19 protein-coding genes are annotated in these 17,966 nt (G+C 62.2%); 1 reads left to right on the top strand and 18 read right to left on the bottom strand.

Features of this window, described 5'->3' with window-relative positions; genetic code table 11:
* Positions 1-6: 6 nt before the first annotated feature.
* The 9 genes from trbJ to FBZ87_RS08015 form a co-directional block, all read right to left on the bottom strand.
* On the bottom strand, positions 7-723 hold the full coding sequence (gene trbJ, locus FBZ87_RS08055; RefSeq protein WP_145609844.1) for a P-type conjugative transfer protein TrbJ: 717 nt from the start codon (positions 721-723) through the stop codon (positions 7-9).
* Positions 720-3,164 (bottom strand): conjugal transfer protein TrbE, encoded by a 2,445-nt coding sequence (trbE, locus tag FBZ87_RS08050; protein WP_145609843.1) that lies wholly within the window; start codon positions 3,162-3,164, stop codon positions 720-722. Before trbE ends, trbJ begins: the two co-directional genes overlap by 4 nt.
* On the bottom strand, positions 3,158-3,445 hold the full coding sequence (locus FBZ87_RS08045; protein WP_145609842.1) for a VirB3 family type IV secretion system protein: 288 nt from the start codon (positions 3,443-3,445) through the stop codon (positions 3,158-3,160). The genes trbE and FBZ87_RS08045 overlap by 7 nt, the downstream gene beginning before the upstream one ends.
* The gene (locus FBZ87_RS08040) at positions 3,445-3,756 is read right to left on the bottom strand and encodes a TrbC/VirB2 family type IV secretion system protein (protein WP_145609841.1); all 312 of its coding nucleotides are present in this window, start codon (positions 3,754-3,756) and stop codon (positions 3,445-3,447) included. The genes FBZ87_RS08045 and FBZ87_RS08040 overlap by 1 nt, the downstream gene beginning before the upstream one ends.
* A gap of 14 nt (positions 3,757-3,770) precedes the next feature.
* On the bottom strand, positions 3,771-4,739 hold the full coding sequence (gene trbB / locus FBZ87_RS08035) for a P-type conjugative transfer ATPase TrbB (RefSeq protein ID WP_145609840.1): 969 nt from the start codon (positions 4,737-4,739) through the stop codon (positions 3,771-3,773).
* Positions 4,736-5,134 carry a ribbon-helix-helix domain-containing protein gene (locus FBZ87_RS08030; protein WP_145609839.1) on the bottom strand — a complete coding sequence of 133 codons (399 nt, stop codon included), beginning with the start codon at positions 5,132-5,134 and terminating at the stop codon, positions 4,736-4,738. The genes trbB and FBZ87_RS08030 overlap by 4 nt, the downstream gene beginning before the upstream one ends.
* Positions 5,135-5,270: 136 nt before the next feature.
* Entirely contained in the window at positions 5,271-7,343 is a 2,073-nt protein-coding gene (locus tag FBZ87_RS08025; RefSeq protein WP_145609838.1) for a DUF4238 domain-containing protein, read from the bottom strand.
* Between the two features lie 352 nt (positions 7,344-7,695).
* Positions 7,696-9,744 carry a conjugal transfer protein TraG gene (locus tag FBZ87_RS08020; protein WP_145609837.1) on the bottom strand — a complete coding sequence of 683 codons (2,049 nt, stop codon included), beginning with the start codon at positions 9,742-9,744 and terminating at the stop codon, positions 7,696-7,698.
* An 84-nt stretch (positions 9,745-9,828) separates the two neighbouring features.
* Entirely contained in the window at positions 9,829-10,398 is a 570-nt protein-coding gene (locus FBZ87_RS08015) for a hypothetical protein (protein ID WP_145609836.1), read from the bottom strand.
* On the opposite strand from FBZ87_RS08015, the gene FBZ87_RS08010 reads away from it, so the two are divergent.
* Entirely contained in the window at positions 10,397-10,600 is a 204-nt protein-coding gene (locus FBZ87_RS08010) for a helix-turn-helix domain-containing protein (RefSeq protein WP_145609835.1), read from the top strand. The two genes, FBZ87_RS08015 and FBZ87_RS08010, sit on opposite strands and share 2 nt — an antisense overlap.
* A gap of 129 nt (positions 10,601-10,729) precedes the next feature.
* Here the strand turns inward: FBZ87_RS08010 and FBZ87_RS08005 are convergent, their stop codons facing one another.
* From FBZ87_RS08005 to FBZ87_RS07965, 9 genes are all read right to left on the bottom strand, one after another.
* Positions 10,730-11,224: a Ros/MucR family transcriptional regulator gene (locus FBZ87_RS08005; RefSeq protein ID WP_145609834.1), complete on the bottom strand. Its 495-nt coding sequence runs from the start codon at positions 11,222-11,224 to the stop codon at positions 10,730-10,732.
* A gap of 153 nt (positions 11,225-11,377) precedes the next feature.
* Positions 11,378-12,736, bottom strand: coding sequence for a hypothetical protein (locus FBZ87_RS08000; protein ID WP_145609833.1), 1,359 nt, complete (start codon positions 12,734-12,736; stop codon positions 11,378-11,380).
* The gene (gene rlxS, locus FBZ87_RS07995) at positions 12,733-14,718 is read right to left on the bottom strand and encodes a relaxase/mobilization nuclease RlxS (RefSeq protein WP_145609832.1); all 1,986 of its coding nucleotides are present in this window, start codon (positions 14,716-14,718) and stop codon (positions 12,733-12,735) included. The genes FBZ87_RS08000 and rlxS overlap by 4 nt, the downstream gene beginning before the upstream one ends.
* A gap of 280 nt (positions 14,719-14,998) precedes the next feature.
* Positions 14,999-15,364: a hypothetical protein gene (locus FBZ87_RS07990; protein WP_145609831.1), complete on the bottom strand. Its 366-nt coding sequence runs from the start codon at positions 15,362-15,364 to the stop codon at positions 14,999-15,001.
* A gap of 285 nt (positions 15,365-15,649) precedes the next feature.
* The gene (locus FBZ87_RS07985; RefSeq protein WP_145609830.1) at positions 15,650-15,910 is read right to left on the bottom strand and encodes a hypothetical protein; all 261 of its coding nucleotides are present in this window, start codon (positions 15,908-15,910) and stop codon (positions 15,650-15,652) included.
* A 213-nt stretch (positions 15,911-16,123) separates the two neighbouring features.
* Complete coding sequence (locus FBZ87_RS07980; protein WP_145609829.1) at positions 16,124-16,717, bottom strand: lytic transglycosylase domain-containing protein; 594 nt, start codon at positions 16,715-16,717, stop codon at positions 16,124-16,126.
* Entirely contained in the window at positions 16,705-17,253 is a 549-nt protein-coding gene (gene traF / locus FBZ87_RS07975; RefSeq protein ID WP_145609828.1) for a conjugative transfer signal peptidase TraF, read from the bottom strand. Before traF ends, FBZ87_RS07980 begins: the two co-directional genes overlap by 13 nt.
* Positions 17,250-17,489: a helix-turn-helix transcriptional regulator gene (locus FBZ87_RS07970; protein WP_145609827.1), complete on the bottom strand. Its 240-nt coding sequence runs from the start codon at positions 17,487-17,489 to the stop codon at positions 17,250-17,252. Before FBZ87_RS07970 ends, traF begins: the two co-directional genes overlap by 4 nt.
* Positions 17,490-17,666: 177 nt before the next feature.
* The gene (locus tag FBZ87_RS07965) at positions 17,667-17,963 is read right to left on the bottom strand and encodes a DUF736 family protein (RefSeq protein WP_246134352.1); all 297 of its coding nucleotides are present in this window, start codon (positions 17,961-17,963) and stop codon (positions 17,667-17,669) included.
* Positions 17,964-17,966: the final 3 nt, after the last annotated feature.

The raw sequence follows: 17,966 nt of genomic DNA, 5'->3' as shown, positions 1-17,966 counted from the left end.
ACCTCGTTACGGCGTGTAGGCGGTGCTGCTGCCCAGAAAGCGTTGCGCCGTGACGCGGGCCGCTTCCTCCGACTGCGCCTTGCGGGCCTGGTCCTCAGCCTCAGCACGGTACTGGGCGGCCACCAGGGTCTGCAGCTGCATCTGCTGCTTGGCCGACAGGGCGATGAGCTGGTTAGCGGCCTGGCTGACCTGCAGGGCTCCGGTGGCGCCCTGGCTCTGGGTCACCAGGTCATCCAGCAGCGGACGGTCGTCGCTCACGTTGGCGACCACCTGGGACTGGACGCGCATGGTCTGGTGATAGGCGTCCATGGCGTCCTGCCACCGCCCCCTCGCCTGCTGCACTAGGTCGGAGGGGGCCACGGTGGTGGCGTAGCTGCTCGGGAACTGTGCCGGCCACTGCGCCTCCAGGGCCGACAGATTGAAGCTCATGCCATCGACCTGGGCCATCAAGCTGTCGATGCGGGTCAGCGCGCTGGTGAGCTGGGACAGGCTGGAATAGTCCAGGTGCTGCAGGTTGCGCGCCATGTTGGACAGCATGGTGGCTTGGTTCTGCAGCGACTGGATCTGGTTATTGATCTGCTGCAAGGCACGTGCCGCCTGCAGCACGTTCTGGGAATAGTTGGACGCGTCGAACACGGCCCATTGCGCCTGTGCGGGAGCGGCCGCAAGGGCGGCCGTTTGCGCGACGGCGGCCAGCATGACGGTGCGGATGGCGGCTTTCATGCTGCCTCTCCTTTCGGGGTGAAGTGGCCCAGCAGGTCGGCGGCCCAGCCCAGGCCGCGCGCCGCGAGGAAGGTGCTGGCGAACGAGCCAGAGTCCTGTTCAGTCGCCGCCTTGGCCACGATGCTGTCGATGAGGGCTTGGGAGGCGGGATCGGAGGCGCCGCACAGGCTCAGCGCCACCGGCCCCAGGCCCAGCTGGAACAGCCGGTTACCCCGCCGCGATTGCAGGTAATAGTCCTGCTTGGGGGTGGCGCGGGCGATCATCTCGATCTGCCGCTCGTTGAGGCCGAAGCCCTCGTAAGCGCGGCGAGCCTGCGGCTCGACGGCCCGGTCGTTGGGCAGGAAAATGCGCTGTGGGCAGCTCTCGATGATGGATGGGGCGATGCTGCTGCCGGCGATATCGACCAGGGACTGGGTGGCGAAGACGACGGCGACGTTCTTCTTGCGCAGCACCTTCAGCCATTCGCGGATGCGGGCGGCGAACAGCGGATGGTCGAGATAGACCCAGGCCTCATCCAGGATCAGCAGCGTTGGCCGGCCGTCGAAGTGCTCTTCCAGCCGCTGCAGCAGGTAGGTCAGCACCGGCATCACGATGCCGGGCTGGTGCATCAGTTCCTCGGTCTCGAAGCACTGCACATCCGCCAGGGCCAGCCGGTCCTCGGCCGCATCCAGCAGATGACCGAAGGGGCCATCCAAGGTGTAGGGCTGAAGAGCGGCCCGCAGCCTACTGGACTGCAGCAGGACCGACAGCCCGGTCAGCGTCCGCTCCTCGGCTGGCGCCGTGGCTAGGCTGCCGAGGGCCGACCACAGGCCTTCCTTGACCTCCGGCGTCACCGCCACGTTCTCATGGGCCAGCACGCCGGCCAGCCACTCGGCGGCCCACGCACGAACGTCGGGCATGTCGATGCGACGCAACGGCTGGAACGCCAAGGTGCCCGCTGTCCCCAGGGCATGATGCAAACCGCCCATGGCCAGCACGGCGGCCCGCGCGGAGTTGCCCTTGTCAAAGATCACCACCCGGGCGCCCGGATAGCGGCGGAACTGCATCGCCAGCAGGGCCAGCAGCACCGACTTGCCGGCACCGGTCGGCCCCACCACCAGCATGTGCCCGACGTCGCCAACATGGGTGGCCAGCCGGAAGGGCGTGGCGCCGGCAGTCTCGGCGAACAGCAGCGGCGGGCCGTCCAGGTGACCGTTGCGCAGTGGCCCGGCCCAGACAGCCGACAGCGGCATCAGGTGGGCCAGGTTCAGGGTGTGGACCAGGGGCTGGCGGACATTGGCGTACACCTGCCCCGGCAGGCTGCCCAGCCAAGCCTCCACCGCATTCACGGTCTCGCGGATGACGGTGAAGCCCAGGCCGGTGATGACCCGCTCCACCAGTGCCAGCTTGTCCTGCGCTGCCTGCCGGTCCTCATCCCAGACCGTCACCGTGGTGGTGAGGTAGCCGAAGCCGACATGGTCGGCGCCCAGGGCCTGAAGGGCGAGATCAGCATCGGCAGCCTTGTTATCGGCATCGCTGTCGACCAGTTGAGCCGGCTCATTGGTCAGCACCTCGCGCAGCAAGGCCGCGATGGACTTGCGCTTGGCGAACCAGTGCCGGCGCAACCGCGTCAGGGTCCGCGTGGCCTGGGCCCGATCCAGCGGCACCCAGCGCGTCACCCATCGGTATGGAAAGTCCAAGTGGTTGAGCGCATCCAGCAAACCCGGCTGGGTCTGGCCGGGGAAGCCCAGGATGGTCAGGGTGCAGAGATGCGTCTCGCCCAGCATGGGCTCCAGGCCGCCGCTGAGTGGTGTGTCCACCAGCACCCCGTCCAGGTACATGGGCACGGCCGGCACCGCCACAGGATGGCGACGGGTGGAGATGGTGCCGTGCAGATAGGTCAGGGTCTCAGCATCATCCAGGGCCCGCACCTCGGGCAGGAAGCCCGCCAGCAGACCGGCCAGCCGGTCAGTCTCGTCCTGAAAGCGCGCCAACTCCTGCCGCCAGGACCTCCCCTCCTCCTTCCGGCCGGTCTCCACCAGGGCGTTCTGCGCCTGGACCTCGCTGTCCGGCGGCGGCAGGAACAGCAGGGTCAGGAAATACCGGCTCTCGAAGTGCCGGCCCTGGCGGTCATCCTGGAAGGCAGCCCGCCGTTCCTCCTCCACCAACCACGAGGCGGCATCGGGAAAGGAGGAGTGCGGATAGTCCAGCGCCTCGACTCTCGCGGCCTCGAAGAACAGGGCCCAGCCGGAACCCAAGCGGCGCAGCGCATTGTTGGCGCGGGCGGCGATGCCGACCAGTTCCGCCTCGGTGGCGCTGTCCAGGTCCGGGCCCCGGAACGCCAGGGTGCGCTGGAAGCTGCCATCCTTGTTCAACACGACACCCAGGGCCACCAACGCGGCCCAGGGCAGGTGATCGGCCAGGCGGTCCGCCCGGCTGCGGTATTCGGCCAGGTTCAGCATGACCACCACCCCCGTTGCCGGAGGTGGCGCAGCAGCACTGATGCGAAGTCGGGGTCGCGCTTGGTGGCGAACACCGCCAGGGCATGGCCGCCAACCCAGAGCGCCAGGCCGGCCATCCATTGCTGGAGCCCCAGCCCGATGGCGGCGGAAACGGTGCCGTTGGTAATGGCCACCAGCCGGGGGGCACCACCCAGCAGGATGGGCTCGGTCAGGGCCCGGTGCAGCGGCACCGTGAAGCCGGGGACCTGGCGCCCTTCCAGGGTGAGGTCGGAGGCGGGCATCAGACCAGCGCCCCGCCGCCGAAGGAGAAGAAGCTGAGGAAGAAGCTCGACGCCGCGAAGGCGATGCTGAGCCCGAAGACGATCTGGATCAGGCGGCGAAAGCCGCCGGAGGTCTCGCCAAAGGCCAAGGTCAGGCCGGTGGTGATGATGACGATGACAGCGATGATCTTGGCGACCGGGCCCTGAACGGAATCCAGGATCTGCTGCAGCGGCTGCTCCCAGGGCATGCCGGTTCCAGCGGCTTGAGCCGAAGCGGTCAGCAGGAGGGTGGTGGCCACGGTGCAGGCAGCACGACGCACGAACGTACGCATGGGCGTTCTCCTTCTCAGAGGGTTTGCAGGTCGGTGGGGGAGAGAGGGGTGACCTCGTAGTCACCGCGGGCATCCAGGCCGGCGACGCGGGCGATGGTCTCGACCCGTCGAGGCCCATCGCGACCTTGGATGAAGATCACCAGGTCGACGGCCTCGGCTATGAGGCGGCGGGAGACGGTGGTGACAGCCTCCTGGGCCAATTGCTCCAGGCGGTAGAGGGCGGCGGCGGCCGAGTTGGCATGGACCGTAGCGATGCCGCCGGGGTGGCCGGTGTTCCAAGCCTTGAGGAGGTCCAGCGCCTCCCCGCCCCGGACCTCACCGACGATGATGCGGTCCGGCCGCAGGCGTAGCGTGGACCGCACCAGATCGGCCAAGGAGACGACACCCGGCTTGGTCCGCAAGGCGATGCAGTCAGGGGCGGCACACTGGAGTTCGCGGGTGTCCTCGATGAGGATCACGCGCTCCTTGCTGTCGACCAGTTCCGCCAGCAAGGCGTTGGCCAGGGTGGTCTTACCCGATGAAGTGCCGCCGGAGATGAGGATGTTGCGCCGGCGGCGCACGACCCGACGCAGGGCCTCCGCCTCGGTGGCCGTCAGGATGCCGTCGGCGGCGTAGTCGGCCAGGGTATGGATGCGGGCCGCGGGCTTGCGGATGGCGAAGCACGGCGCCGTCGCCACCGGCGGCAGCACACCCTCGAAACGCTCCCCGGCGGGCAGCTCGGCCGAGACGATGGGTCGCTCCGCATGGGCCTCGGCCCCGACGTGAGCCGCCACCAGGCGGATGATGCGTTCAGCCTCCGCCGGGTGAATGACGCCGTTGGTCGTAACGATACCGGTGCCCAGCCGGTCCAGGCGCAGGACGCCATCGGGGTTGACCATCACCTCGATGACACGGGAATCGGCCAGCGCCTCGGCGATTAGCGGCCCCATGGCGGTGCGCAGCATGGCGCGGCGGCGATCGGCCGCCTCCGGGTTCGGCATCATGACGACGCCTCCCCGCTCCGCCCCAAGGTGCGGGTGGGGGCTGCCATCTGCCGGCTGACCTGGTCGATGAACTTCTGGAAGCGCTCCTGCCCGACAGCCCGGGCAGCCTTGTCGGGCTCCGGCAACGGGGCGGTGACGGTCAGCTGGTAGCGAACGAAAAGAGCCACGCTCTCCAGCAGCACCTGGACGTCGCGCTCTATGCGCTCCAGTTGCCGGGACTGCCGATCCAGCCGGATGCGAAGCGCCTCATCCAGCTCTCGGGCACCGCGCCGGCCGAGATACTGGCGCAGGGCATCCGCCACGATGGCCGACTTGGACGTTCCCGGCTTGGCCGCCAGGGCGTCCAATTGGGCGGTCAGCTCATCGTCGAGATAGAGGTGATGGCGGGGCTTCATGACCCAGCTCCGAAGCGCGTGGCGACAGAGCTAAGGGTCTGATAAGGCGCTCGAATCTCTTACGGCACTTATATACGACGTCACACGCCCAAAAGACATCAGATCATGGGCCGCATTATAATCAGTGCCGCTTTTTCTATTCTAGAACTCCGATATTATTTAATTTTGGCGGCGCAAATCTCTTGTCAGTCACTATTCTGAAAACATCATTACCTTGGATCCAAGCATATAACCCAAATGACCAGAGCAATCTCTCAGCATGTCGAGAAAGATTCTTAATTGAATCGATATTTAATCCCCTATCTACATCGCCGTGTGCAGCCTCCAGGTCACGACCAAATAACTCCAACCATTTATCGAGTCCATATTCCTTAAGCCGCAACGGCAGATCATCACCATTGAAACTTTGCCCCTCAGGCAAGCCAGCACGATGACCTAACCAATTTGCTGCATGAGCTAGAATGGCGACGATAGGTCCGCCCATCAGCTGTCCTATACTGTCAAAATTGCCCTTCTCTCTGCACGCAATCTGCTCATTGATAACTGCCTTATTAAGATCCTCGTAAACAGCCATCAGAAAATCCGCGTAGTATTTCCCTACATCGGGGGAAATATTCGCAGAATACCTGGCGCCAAACCATCTCACAGGCGCCGTAGCCACCATGGCTTTCAGCTCATTATCTATCAGATCTAGATCTATCCCGCCAAAAATATCCACACCGAATATTTCATTATATGAAAGGGATGCCAACTTCTTTACCAAGATATTCAAAGCAATAAAATGACCATCAACGCCCTTAGAACATAACCTATCCATCATATTTGCCCCGATGATGATGTGTTGCTTGCGCATGCCATCTGATTCAACGGGAATTATGATGGCGCTCTCGAGATCACGTTCCAGCGCCTGATTTACGGAATCTATTATACTCAGTTCCTGCTGATGGAAGGACGCAAGAGCCCCCCGTAAATCAACCGCAATACTAAACCCGTCGAGGTTTTGGAGCGGTATATGACGCGACACATCTCTCACGACATCGCCAATTATCTTAGCAAGATGCTCCGCGTCTTCATCTGTCCCAAAATCAACCAATCGGACAGAGTAAGAGAAATTATTATTATTTATACTATTATTTCTTATTAAAAAACAATCAGATGGTATAATTTTATTCTTAAATTCAATTTCATTCACGACACCTCCAATCATATCCTGAACTACACCACTTGGAATTAGACCGATTAGATCGGAATAATTTTTGCTATCAAAAGATTGTGCAGCCACAAAAAAAGAGCCGCTATTACGTGCAGCATTTGCGTTAAATTCATCCAAACTAATTATTTCCGCCCCAAACTCTTTCCCTATTAACATTCGATTTCGCGATATCGGCATTATCACCGCGCAGGTATTTTCCGTTGAGGTAAATATCAGAGGGCTGAATTTTCCTTCACGGTCGATAGAAAGAGCGACGACATCTGGAAGAATAAGCTCTTCACGATCCTCAACGCTCCACTCAAAATTGGATAGATATTTAATCCAACCGTTAGCTTCAGGCGACGTTTGCAATATGCGCGCTTGCACATCGCGCATCTTCTCTGATAGATCACCAAAGAACTTTTGGATAAGCGGCGACATGATAGGCACAGCATTCTTAACTAAATCTGGTCCCAATTCTCGCGCCAAATAAAATGCTACCCGCTCCGCAAGGGATCGTGGCGTTCCTGCCTCTTCGGACTCCAGTGCCATATTTTTTAGGCCGGTCATCACCACATCCGATAGGCTGGCCGTAGTCACGCCCAACATCGCCCCAAATCGCTCCGGCGACGTAAAGATCGCCTCCATTTCACCGCCGAGCTTGGTAACACCTTCTGTTAATATACCCCTCAAATGAGCCGTCCTAGTCACCAAATGCACTAAAAACTCAGCAGCCTCCTTCGCGGAAACAGGACTTCCTGTGGGTAGTCCGCGCATTTTATTAACAATTGCGCCAAGGTCATTTTCTGTATTTGTGATCACGTCATCCAGTGTGATTTCACCGTTCATGGGTTTCTTACTATAAAACCAGTCCTCCACTCCAATATGCCTAATACCAACTAACTTTGCCCCTTGCCCCCTTCTGTGAAGCCACGTGCGTTCACCTTCATCAGACGGGTCGTGTAAAAATCCACGCTGAAGCAGTCTTGGAACATAATGTTGGCGCTTTCCTGCCATCGTCCTCTCCCTTTCAGCTATGTACTAATAGTTTCTTATTTCCAATTCACTACATGGTAGCCGCTTCTTTGGTGATGAAAACATCACTGCCTACAAGGCAACGGCAGGCGAGATGTGGATTATGGCAAATATACAGCACCATTGTAGCAATACATACTATAAGGTTAATGCTCCCGATTGTATTTCGGGTCCATGATGACAATCCGAGCGGCAAAAAACAAGAATGCCTTCGTGGGCCAATTGACTCCTGTGAAGCCCACGCCTTCTCGAGAATAGACTTCAGCCGCACTGACAGCCATGTGAACTATCTTGAAATAAATGAATTCGCTGCTCAAGAGACGTGCCAAACATGTCATAGCGGCGGCAGCAAATCATCACTTCCCTCGTTGAGCCCGTAGGCGCGCGCGACGTTGGATAGCCTATCCATGGCATTCTTATCGGCCACCATGTCGGTCTCGTCTTCGCCCAAGCAAAATAGCTCCGGAGCGTCATGCTCAGAAGGATTTGTCTCAGCCTCCTCCGCCAGACCTGGATGCCGCTGCTGTTGGAGCCCGCCTTCGGCCATCTCATCCTGCGATGCTTCCTCAATTTCCTCAGCCAAACGCTGGTCCATCCCCCTCACCTGACTGCCCCAATCATTGGGCCGCGGCGGTGGCAGGTCGGACCAATTGTCATTGGCTGTCCCATCCGAGCCATTGTCGTTGGCGGGCATCGGCGCCGGCAGAACCCGGGCGGTGAAATTCCGATCTTCGTAGTAGCGCAGTTTCTTCGCCCGAATGGGTGCCAAGCCGGACACCAGCACCAGTTCGTCCTTAGGCGGCAGTTGCATCACCTCCCCCGGGGTCAGCAGTGGGCGGGCCGTCTCTTGCCGGCTGACCATCACATGCGAGAGCCAGGGGGCCAGTCGGTGGCCGGCGTAGTTGCGCTGTGCCCGAAGTTCCGTGGCTGTCCCCAACGCATCGGAGATGCGCTTGGCCGTCCGCTCGTCGTTGCTGCTGAAGGCAATGCGAACGTGGCAATTGTCCAGGATTGAGTTATTCTCGCCATAGGCCTTGGAGATCTGGTTGAGGCTCTGGGCGATCAGGTAGGCCCGGATGCCATAGCCCGCCATGAAGGCCAGGGCCGTCTCAAAGAAATCCAGCCGCCCCAGGGCGGGAAACTCATCCAGCATCATCAGCAACTGGTGCCGCCGGCGCTTGGCCGGATCGCCCTCTAGCCGCTCGGTCAGCCGGCGGCCGATCTGATTCAGCACCAGGCGCACCAGCGGCTTGGTGCGGGAGATATCCGATGGCGGAATGACCAGGTAGAGAGACACCGGCCGCTGCGCATCCACCAAGTCCGTGATGTGCCAGTCGCAGGCGGCGGTCGTGGCCGCCACTGTGGGGTCGCGGTAGAGGCCCAGGAACGACATGGCGGTGCTGAGCACGCCGGATCGCTCATTCTCGGACTTGTTCAACACCTCACGCGCCGCAGAGGCGACGACGGGATGCACCAGCGGCTGGTCCGGTGTCCCCAGATGGTTGGTGGCCATCATCCGCCGGAGCGTGTGCGCGAAGCTGCGCCGCGGATCGGAGAGGAAAGTCGCGACCCGGGCCAGGGTCTTCTCCTCCTCCGCATAGAGCACGTGCAGGATGGCGCCGACGAGCAGGCTGTGGCTGGTCTTCTCCCAATGGCTCCGGCGCTCCAATGCGCCTTCGGGATCGACCAGGATGTCCGCGATGTTCTGCACATCGCGAACCTCGTCCGGTCCCTTGCGCACCTCCAACAGCGGATTGTAGCGGGCCGAGCGCGGGTCGGTGGGGTTGAACAGCAGGCAATGGGAAAATCGCGCCCGCCAGCCGGCGGTGAGCTGCCAGTTCTCGCCCTTGATGTCGTGGATGACAGTCGATGCCGGCCAAGTCAGCAGCGTCGGCACCACCAGACCGACACCCTTGCCCGATCGGGTGGGCGCGAAGGCCATCACATGCTCGGGCCCATCATGGCGCAGATAGCGATCACGCAGACGGCCAAGGAAGACGCCGGCGGATCGAAACAACCCCGCTTGCTCCACCTCCCTGGCCGTCGCCCAGCGCGACGAGCCGTAGGTGGTGACCAGCTTGGTCTGCCGGGCACGCCACAGTGACCCAATGATCGCGGCACCACAGCCCAGGAGTCCGCTGCCCGCCGCCAGCGCACCGGCCTTTTCGAACAGGACCGGGGCGTAAGCCTCATACCAGTACCACCACCAGAACAGCTGCCAGGGACGGTAAATCGGCCAGCCGGCGACGACCACCCAAGGTGCGCCCAACTGCGCTTGGTACCCCAGCATCGCGGCCGCCCACTGCGTCGCCGCCCAAACGCCCAGGATGACGATGGTGAACACGACCAGGATCTGGCCGATCAGGAGCTTAGTCGGTGTCATGCCCTTCTCCCGTCTCAATGCCGGCGCAAGGGCCGGTCGACGGATAGGAGAGCAAGGGTCAAACTATTGAAAAATCGCGCTTATCTACGCCCGAAACGCACTCAAAGACCGAGGGACGGCAGCCGCCATGATAAGCAACCTGTCCACGACGGCGCTCTCGCCCATGGGCAGAACCAGGGCATTAAGGTCCGCACTGCGCAACCGTGGCCATCTGGGAAACCGTTGAAGGACTGGGCGAGCCTCGGATGCTGCCCAGCATGCCATTCCATGGATAGCGACCGGCAAGGCAAGCCACCCCTCCTCCACATCCCCAGTCCTCAGCAGGTCGGAAACCATCCGGCCATTGGTGTGCTGATGCCACCCCACCCCCACTTGGTCGAAGATCAGCAGGCTTTCAGCCCAGGGGCGCAAATGCGCCAGGGGCAACGCCTCGCGCGGCGGCAACATCCCGGCGCCGTACCCGGCACGGGCCCACATGGCCAACAACATCCATTGGCTCAAGGTGAAATCCTGCTGACCAGGCACCGGTTCACCGAACCGTGCGGTTGCAAGGGCCGCATAGAACTGGGTGGAGCAATTTTCGTCCATGAACCGCCCCGAATAGGAGGTATACATCCTGGAAGTATGCTTCACATTCGGCATGGTTTCCACCATGGACTTGATGGAAACCGTCTCCCGAAACCTTCGTCGGCTGCGCCATGAAAAGGGCCTGAGCCAGGAGGAGCTTGCTGGGCGGGCGGAGATCAGCGCCCGTTACTTGGGGGATTTGGAACGGGGCCAGTATAGCTGCACCGTCACCGTCCTGGGGCAACTCGCCAACGGCCTGGGCGTTCATCCTGCCGACTTCTTCGCTTAGGCCGATCCGCAAGCGCTTCGTCGTTGCCTCAGCGAAAGCCTTGGCAACGACCTGCGTCCAACCGCAAAAGCAGAGCCCCGCGAAACCGGTTCGCAGGGCCCTGCACAATTCCAAAACTGCCCTGAAGGATCACTCCGCAGCGGCGCGCTTTCCCTTCTTCGCCGGCTTGGCCTCCACCGCGGGCGCTTGCTCACGCTTGCCCAGGCCAAAGGCCTTGGCCAACCCGGAGCGCTGCTCGGCATAATTGGGGGCAACCATCGGGTAATCCGCCGGCAGCCCCCACTTCTCACGGTACTCTTCCGGTGACAGGCCGTAGGCGGTGCGCAGATGTCGCTTCAACATCTTCAGTTTCTTGCCGTCCTCGAGACAGACGATGTAGTCGGGCGTCACCGACCTACGGACCGGAACAGCCGGCGTGAGCTTCTCCGGCACAGCCGAAGCTGGCGGCTCTTGCCCCAGGATCGACAGGCTGGCGTAGGTGGCCGTGATCAGGCCAGGGACCTCGGCCGGTGCCACGTGGTTGCCCGCGTTGGATAGGTAGGCAGAGACCAACTGGGCAGTCTGCTGCAGGATCTCGAAATCAGCTTCGTTGGCCTTGGTCACAGTAGTGACGCTCCCGATCATTGGCAGGTAGGCAGTGCGGGCCCACGTTGGCAAAGGTTAGACTACCCCCCTTGTAGGAACAAGCGGCAGCCGGGCCTGGGACAGCGGTGTGAATGGCACTTCGAATAAGCCGTTTCCGTCACAAAAACAAGAATCATTGGCAATAATATTACTCTACAGATTTGGAGCATCGAGACCACAAGCATCAAATATTTTTCTCACGAATGACTTGATTGCCATATCTGGTTCTTGATCGGCCGCAAGCTCCCCCTGACTCTCAATAACGTCAACAAGAGAGACACCTCGATGGAATAAAGACTTACCGCCATCCACAAGAGAAGGCGCCCTTCCCCTTACTCCTTCGAAGCCAGCAACCCACTTATAAGGACCAAGAACCCCTAATTTCTTTAAAATTTCACGGTATTTTTTTATAGAATCAACCATCATCGGCCGATCAATCGATATATACCCTGTTTCCGCAGCAAGAACATAGGAATCGGCCCCCCAAATCTCCCCCGTCTCAAATAAGAAACTCGTCCAATGCACGAGATTGGATCCCCGAAGGACCACACGCGTGCCAAAGCCGTCAGCGTCTCGCAGAAGACCAATGCCAATATTTCCACCAGCTAACTTGTGATTATAAGGCATGAGATAAGAGCTAGAGGTAGTCGCCGCCGCCTTTAGATCCGAAAAACCCCATGTGCGTTGTGGGTCGGTGATTGGCATGAGTCGGAGCCAAGATACCGGGCCCGGCGCCAAGTGGATGGCCTGCAGGCCAATTCCACTTGGCAGATCGTCCGCATATGCTAACGGTAATTTTTCAGCTCGAAAGCGTCCAGGCGACGCCCCCGACGAACGCGGCTGGAAGATCGGCAACGGTGATGGCGATGCTTTGCCGATTTTGAGGATGTCACGAAGTGCAGAAACCAACACTCCCACGAGATTGGCTCGGACTTCCTCCATCTCATCAGACGAAACACCATCTGGTAGATGATAGCTGATTGGATGCCGCACATGGCGCATATCGAACGGCAAAGTCGCTGCCTCAGGCTTCCCATAGACAGTGTTCATCACCGTCAACACCCGATCATGCCCTAGACTCTTCAGAGCCCAACCATATTCGATCAACACATTGGGATTGGGAATGGGGTCGCCATTCAGCCGCCGCCCAACAAAGGTGACGTCCCCGATAAACGCTTCTGCTCTATCAATTTTAGAAAAGATAGTATCTACGATCTTGGGCGACCCAGGAACGCCCTTAGTATCCCGATCGACTTGGAGATCACGAACAGCTTCTTCTAATTCCACATCAGCGGCCAGCTTAGTAATCGCACGTTCAAGGCAACGCTCAATGAATCTACGGCCTGTCTTGTCTGGAGCGTCGGACTGCCAGGAAAAAAAGATCGTCGACACCACCCATTCCCTCCCCCACAAACCCTCGTTTCGCCAAAATAGCATCAAATGTCGATATTCAGCAGCGATGAAGAGTCGGGGAAATATCACCCCAAAGTTGTCGTCTTGCTCGACCTTCATTCCACCGCCGGCCCGCCTCGCTGCCGACCGATGGCCCAGGAAATTCCGTCGCCTCGAAGCACACCGGACACCTGCTGGCCAACGTGGCCGTCCAGCACCGGGCGCCAGGGCACGAGGGTGAAGTCGCAGCTGCGCTCAATCACCGCGATCTTGTCGCTGGACAGCGACACGAGGCGGCGGAGGGTACCTTCCACCGGCTGGCCGGACCGCAACTCCACATAGCCCAGCCCCAGCTCGTCGGAGAGTTGCCCCGCCACACGCTGCAGCTCGCGCCGGCGCAACGCCGTGAGCACTCCCGGGCGTAAGGTCTCGCGATCCTCTTCCTCGCGCACCAGCCCCTCGGCGATCAGCCATTGCCGGCGGCGGGCCTGGGCTTCCCGTACTTCTTGACCGAACCCGGCCTCCCGTAAGGGCTCGGCTTTGCTCGAGGCCATTTCGCGATCCAACCAGGTGGCACCGTCGGCACCGATCTGGCGGTCCAGCGGCAGGGCCGACAACACCTGCACCGTCACCGGCATGGCCCGCACCTGCTTCTGCTCATATGCCAAAGCCTGGTCCAGGTGGTTGGGAGCGATTATCCAGGTGCCGTCCGGTTCGCGCTCGACGGCGCCGGTCACCCGCCGGATTGCCTCCAGGCGCCGAACATGGGTCTCCGCATAGGCCTCCTTGGCGGAGAGGTCGTGCCGCAGATGGAGGTCGACGCTGTAGCGGCCGCCGCTCGCTGCAGCGACCTCCACCACGGTGTGGTCCGTCTTCCGGGTTTCGGCATGACGTGGTTGAATGCGAACGACCCCACCCTCCGGCAATGGCTCAATAGCCTCGCCTCGGCCGATGTCAACGTAATGGGTGCGGCCGTCCGTGGCGTCGATGATCAGATAGCGCCGGTCATTCAGTTCATCAGCCAAGCCGCGAGCCACGATGCGGCCAGTGATCGGCGCCGCCTGCGGTGAGACCGGACTGTGAATGACCAGGTCGGCAGGCGCGCGAGCCTGATCCCGGGCCGCCATCTCGCGGTGCATGGTCTTGACGATGTCGCCCCGCTTGCCCAGTTCGCGCAGAGTGGCTTCCAGATCGTCGGCCAAGTGCCAATGGCCGGGACGAACCTCATCCGCCAGGCCCATGCGCTCCAGCTTGCGCAGCCGTCCGACACGAAGGGCCTGGTGGAAAGGCGACCTGTCCGCTGCCCCGACCTGGCCATCGGCCCCCACGTCGCGTAGCAGCCGGCGATCGATGCTGGTCAGGCGGTCCCGCTCCACCTCGCGCCGCAGCTGGTCCTTGATCTCCAGGTCTGTGCGCGGGCCCAGATCCAAGCTGACAATCTCCGCAGCCCGCTCCCGCATGCCGACGGCCATATACTCTCGGGCGATGACCAGGTCCTTGCCACGGTCGTCCTTGCCCCGGACGATGATATGGCTGTGGGGATGGCCGGTATTGTGATGGTCCACCGCCACCCAGTCCAGGCGCGTGCCCAGGTCTTCCTCCATCTGCGCCATCAGGCGGCGAACCAAGGGCTTCAGGTCTTCGTACTGGTCGCCATCCTCGGCAGAGACGATGAAACGGAACTGTTGCCGATCCCCCTCGGCCCGATCCAGAAACGCCCGGCCATCAACCTGGTCATGCTCAGCGCCATAGAGCCGCCCCGGCTGGCCATCAGGCGACACGCCGTCACGCTGAATGTAGCGCAGATGGGCGCGAGCCCCCGCCGAACCCTTGCCCGCCAGCTTCACGATACGGGACTTGATGATGACCCGGCGCTGACGATAGGCGGCGAACTGGTCGCGCGCCGCCAGCACCCGGCCAACGCCAGCCCCGCGCCCGATCCGGCTCCCGGTGAAACCCCTGGCAGCCCGACCCAGACCCCCCGCCCCGCCCCGCGCCAATATGGTGGCGGCCAGGACGCGGTTCAGGTACTTCACCCCGCGCCGGCCGCTGGGGCTGCGCATCCTGCCCAGCCGGGGCTCGAAATCATCGTCCTCGCTCATACGTGACCTCCCGGCCCGGGCGCCAGGCACTGACCATGAGATCAACGGGTTGGCGCCTCCCTGGCGCCATCCGACTACCCCATGGCGCCACCGGCGCCCCTGAAAACAGATGTGCAGACAAATACTTGGCGATCGTCACCCTGGTGACGGCGCCATTCCTTTATCTTGCCTTAGACGGCCTTAATCACCGCCCGCGCTTACCCACGCCCTTCTACGATCTGTTGTCGGGAATGAAAGGGGAGCGACGGCTGGCGAACCGCCGCTCCCAAAGCGCCGCAGCCTACCGGGGAACCATGGCCTGGAACGCCGCCTCCGCCGCCCGCCGGTCAGCATAGGGTCGCTGCATGGTCGCGAAATACGGCCGCTCATCGCCATCAACAACGACACTGGCGACGATAAACTGGCCCCGGAAATGGCTTAGCACCAGGATGCAATGCCGGCTCTCCTCATGCTCATCTTCGGCCAGCCACTCGCCGAAATAATGCTCCTGGATGCGCCCCTCCCAGATGAAATCGGGCTCTTCCGCCGCGATGAAACGCTCGACATTCGCCACCAGGCCCTCGTCCCCGAATTCGGCACGGACGTCATCGACCAGAGCCGGAAAGCGGTCGGTCGCGGGCTGCGGATGGGCTGCGATGAACGACATGGGAACCTCCGTGGTTGCTGTCCTGCCTATCGAGGACAAGGTTCCCCCTCAGCCGGAGAGACGCCGGTCAAGAACGCCGAAGGCGCCGCGGAGCGGGACGCGGGGGAGCCGAAATGCGCCAGCATTTTGGGGGAACCGCGTCTCCTTGACGGGCGTTTCGGCTCGGCTGGTAGGATGGACCGACCGAGATGAGAAAGGTCTCTCGACGCTGGATCAGGGCAGCATCGAAACCCTCGGCATGGGAAAAAAGGAGCGGCACCGATGGTGGGCACCGCTCCCGCTCGCCTATACCGTGAGCAGCTTCAGCCGCAACTGCGCGCCCAGGATCTCCATCACCATGGGGGTGCCGCGCGCCTCATCCTGGAGAGCGCAGACGCGCTCCCACGGTCCGGTGTTTTCGATGAGATCGTCGCCGCCGACGTATATCGGCGCCTGGTTGCGCACCACGATGGCCCGCTCCAGGCGCCGGATGAAGGCAAACGCCTCATGCCGCGCCATCCAATAGGCGTCGGTCCCCGGGATCGGCTTGGCAGAATTGATCGACATGAGATCCTCCGTTGTTGCTGTCCTCCTCATCGAGGACGGCCCTCGCGGATCGGCCGGAGAGGTGCCGGTCACGGACGCCGACCGGCGCCGCGGAGCGGGGCGCGGGGGAACCGAAATGCGCCAGCATTTTGGGGGGACCGCGCATCCTTGACGGGCGGCTCGCTCCGGCCGGCACGATGGGCGGATCGAGAGGAAGACCCCTTCCCTGCCGGCCTATCGCCGCTCCTGGATAGGGCGCCCGAGCGGAACGAACAGGCCATTGGGGTTGGCCACCTCGCTCTTGCTGGCTGGTGTGTTCCCGCCGGTCAGCAGCGGGAAGAACAACGCGGACTCTCGCGGCGACACCGGCCCCTGGGGTATCCGGGTCAGCTCCGACAGATAGCGGCGCGTCTCTTCCGGCAGGGGCTCATTGCCTCGCAAATAAGCCTCGTAGCGGGCCGGCCCGGCGTTGTAGGCGGCGAAGAGACCGGGGTAGCCGAAGCGATCCCACATCGCCCTCAGATAGGCGGTACCGGCCAGAATGTTGTCGCCAGGGTCGAAGGGATCGCCCCCAAGGTGATAGAGCCCCCGCAGGTCGTTCCACGTCGCCGGCAGGAGCTGCATCAGCCCCATGGCCCCCTTCGACGACAGCGCATGCGGATCGCCATCACTTTCGGCGGCGATGACCGCCGCGATCCAGCCAGCCGGAAGGTCGAAGCGCCGGGCAGCTTCGGCGATCTGCGGTCGCCATTGGTCAAGGCTGGCGGCCGGTGCGGACGCGCTGACCATCATCACGACGCCGGCCACCGTCAGGCTTAACCGATCCATAGCGGCACCAGCTGGCCGATCACGTTCTCTATGCCCACGGGCCCGAAATAGCGGCTGTCGAAGGAGCCCGGCACGTCCGGCATCAGCAAGAACAGCTCGCCGGTCTTCAGCACCCGACAGCCTTCCCACGTGGGAAGCGGCCGGCCCAACCGATCCGCCTCCAGGCGCACGGCGACGGGTTCGCCGTTGATGAAAACCGAGCGCTCATCGCCACAAATGGTGGCCCCCTCCGTTGCCACCACGCGCTTGATCAACGGCACACCGGTGGGCACGTAGCCGCGCGCGGCGGCCAGGTCCGCCACTGCGGCCGGAGGGCGAACCAGGACTAGGTTCCCACGGATCAACTGCGTATTCGACCGAACCCGATAAAGGCCGATGGGCACTGATGCGCTGGCGTTCCACACCACCAGCGGACGGTGTTGCAGCAGCGACGGACCGCTGACGCCGCAGGTCCCCAGCGCACCGAAAGCCAGGACGATGAAGCGACCAAGGTGCCGACGCCGGCCGTCATGCCGCGCTGCCGATCGGGCGATCATGGCGCTTCTCCTTGATCGGAGGCGGTTTGCTCATTCTGCCCCACCGACCACGCATCAAGGTCGTCGATATGATAGCGCACATAGCGACCGTGCTTGCGGAAGCGCGGACCGCCCCCTTTCAGGCGCATTTTCTCCAGCGTCCGGTGCGACAGGCCCACGTAAAAGGCGGCCTGCGCGGTGTTGAGAAAGGGACTGCCCTTCTTGGCCTTGGCGGCCCGGCCAACCTCGTCTTCCATGCCCTCCTCCTCCAGCGGTGGCGGCGGGTGTCGCCGCAGATGGGCAAAGGATGGCGAGCGGAGGCGTGCTTGCGGACGCTCGAAAACCCACTCCCCTGGTTTTCGATCCCCCACATACCGAGCAAAGGAAAGGCCCCGTCCCGAAGGATCCGGAACGGGGCTGTGGAAAGATCCGGATCAGCGGTCGCGCGGCTCCCAGAGGGCCATGTGGGTGGGACCATCGGCGACGGGCTGCTCCAGCTTGACCAGACGGGCGCGAACCCAGCTGGGCCCGAATTCGGGGGCGCCGATCTTGAGGTTGACGTAGGTCTCGCCGCTGGACTTGGCGACCTGGCTCCAGCCGGCGCCGACCTCGTAGCGCTGGCCGTTACCGGCGTAGACGGTAAGCGTCAGCGGATCACCGCGTTTTTGCCTTTTTCGGCGCTGACCGGCGGGCGGCGATGCGGGCGAGCCTTTGCCTGACCGATTGCTCATGGA

Origin of the sequence: Nitrospirillum amazonense, assembly GCF_007828035.1 — a bacterium.
Classification (GTDB): domain Bacteria; phylum Pseudomonadota; class Alphaproteobacteria; order Azospirillales; family Azospirillaceae; genus Nitrospirillum; species Nitrospirillum amazonense.
This window is presented reverse-complemented; position numbering and strand designations above follow the sequence as displayed.

What these genes read in the sequence shown, in the direction of transcription:
- trbJ (WP_145609844.1), bottom strand. Translation starts at nt 723, where the DNA reads ATGAAAGCCGCCATCCGCACCGTCATGCTGGCCGCCGTCGCGCAAACG.
- trbE (WP_145609843.1), bottom strand. Translation starts at nt 3,164, where the DNA reads ATGCTGAACCTGGCCGAATACCGCAGCCGGGCGGACCGCCTGGCCGAT.
- FBZ87_RS08045 (WP_145609842.1), bottom strand. Translation starts at nt 3,445, where the DNA reads ATGCCCGCCTCCGACCTCACCCTGGAAGGGCGCCAGGTCCCCGGCTTC.
- FBZ87_RS08040 (WP_145609841.1), bottom strand. Translation starts at nt 3,756, where the DNA reads ATGCGTACGTTCGTGCGTCGTGCTGCCTGCACCGTGGCCACCACCCTC.
- trbB (WP_145609840.1), bottom strand. Translation starts at nt 4,739, where the DNA reads ATGATGCCGAACCCGGAGGCGGCCGATCGCCGCCGCGCCATGCTGCGC.
- FBZ87_RS08030 (WP_145609839.1), bottom strand. Translation starts at nt 5,134, where the DNA reads ATGAAGCCCCGCCATCACCTCTATCTCGACGATGAGCTGACCGCCCAA.
- FBZ87_RS08025 (WP_145609838.1), bottom strand. Translation starts at nt 7,343, where the DNA reads ATGGCAGGAAAGCGCCAACATTATGTTCCAAGACTGCTTCAGCGTGGA.
- FBZ87_RS08020 (WP_145609837.1), bottom strand. Translation starts at nt 9,744, where the DNA reads ATGACACCGACTAAGCTCCTGATCGGCCAGATCCTGGTCGTGTTCACC.
- FBZ87_RS08010 (WP_145609835.1), top strand. Translation starts at nt 10,397, where the DNA reads ATGGACTTGATGGAAACCGTCTCCCGAAACCTTCGTCGGCTGCGCCAT.
- FBZ87_RS08015 (WP_145609836.1), bottom strand. Translation starts at nt 10,398, where the DNA reads ATGGTGGAAACCATGCCGAATGTGAAGCATACTTCCAGGATGTATACC.
- FBZ87_RS08005 (WP_145609834.1), bottom strand. Translation starts at nt 11,224, where the DNA reads ATGATCGGGAGCGTCACTACTGTGACCAAGGCCAACGAAGCTGATTTC.
- FBZ87_RS08000 (WP_145609833.1), bottom strand. Translation starts at nt 12,736, where the DNA reads ATGAAGGTCGAGCAAGACGACAACTTTGGGGTGATATTTCCCCGACTC.
- rlxS (WP_145609832.1), bottom strand. Translation starts at nt 14,718, where the DNA reads ATGAGCGAGGACGATGATTTCGAGCCCCGGCTGGGCAGGATGCGCAGC.
- FBZ87_RS07990 (WP_145609831.1), bottom strand. Translation starts at nt 15,364, where the DNA reads ATGTCGTTCATCGCAGCCCATCCGCAGCCCGCGACCGACCGCTTTCCG.
- FBZ87_RS07985 (WP_145609830.1), bottom strand. Translation starts at nt 15,910, where the DNA reads ATGTCGATCAATTCTGCCAAGCCGATCCCGGGGACCGACGCCTATTGG.
- FBZ87_RS07980 (WP_145609829.1), bottom strand. Translation starts at nt 16,717, where the DNA reads ATGGATCGGTTAAGCCTGACGGTGGCCGGCGTCGTGATGATGGTCAGC.
- traF (WP_145609828.1), bottom strand. Translation starts at nt 17,253, where the DNA reads ATGATCGCCCGATCGGCAGCGCGGCATGACGGCCGGCGTCGGCACCTT.
- FBZ87_RS07970 (WP_145609827.1), bottom strand. Translation starts at nt 17,489, where the DNA reads ATGGAAGACGAGGTTGGCCGGGCCGCCAAGGCCAAGAAGGGCAGTCCC.
- FBZ87_RS07965 (WP_246134352.1), bottom strand. Translation starts at nt 17,963, where the DNA reads ATGAGCAATCGGTCAGGCAAAGGCTCGCCCGCATCGCCGCCCGCCGGT.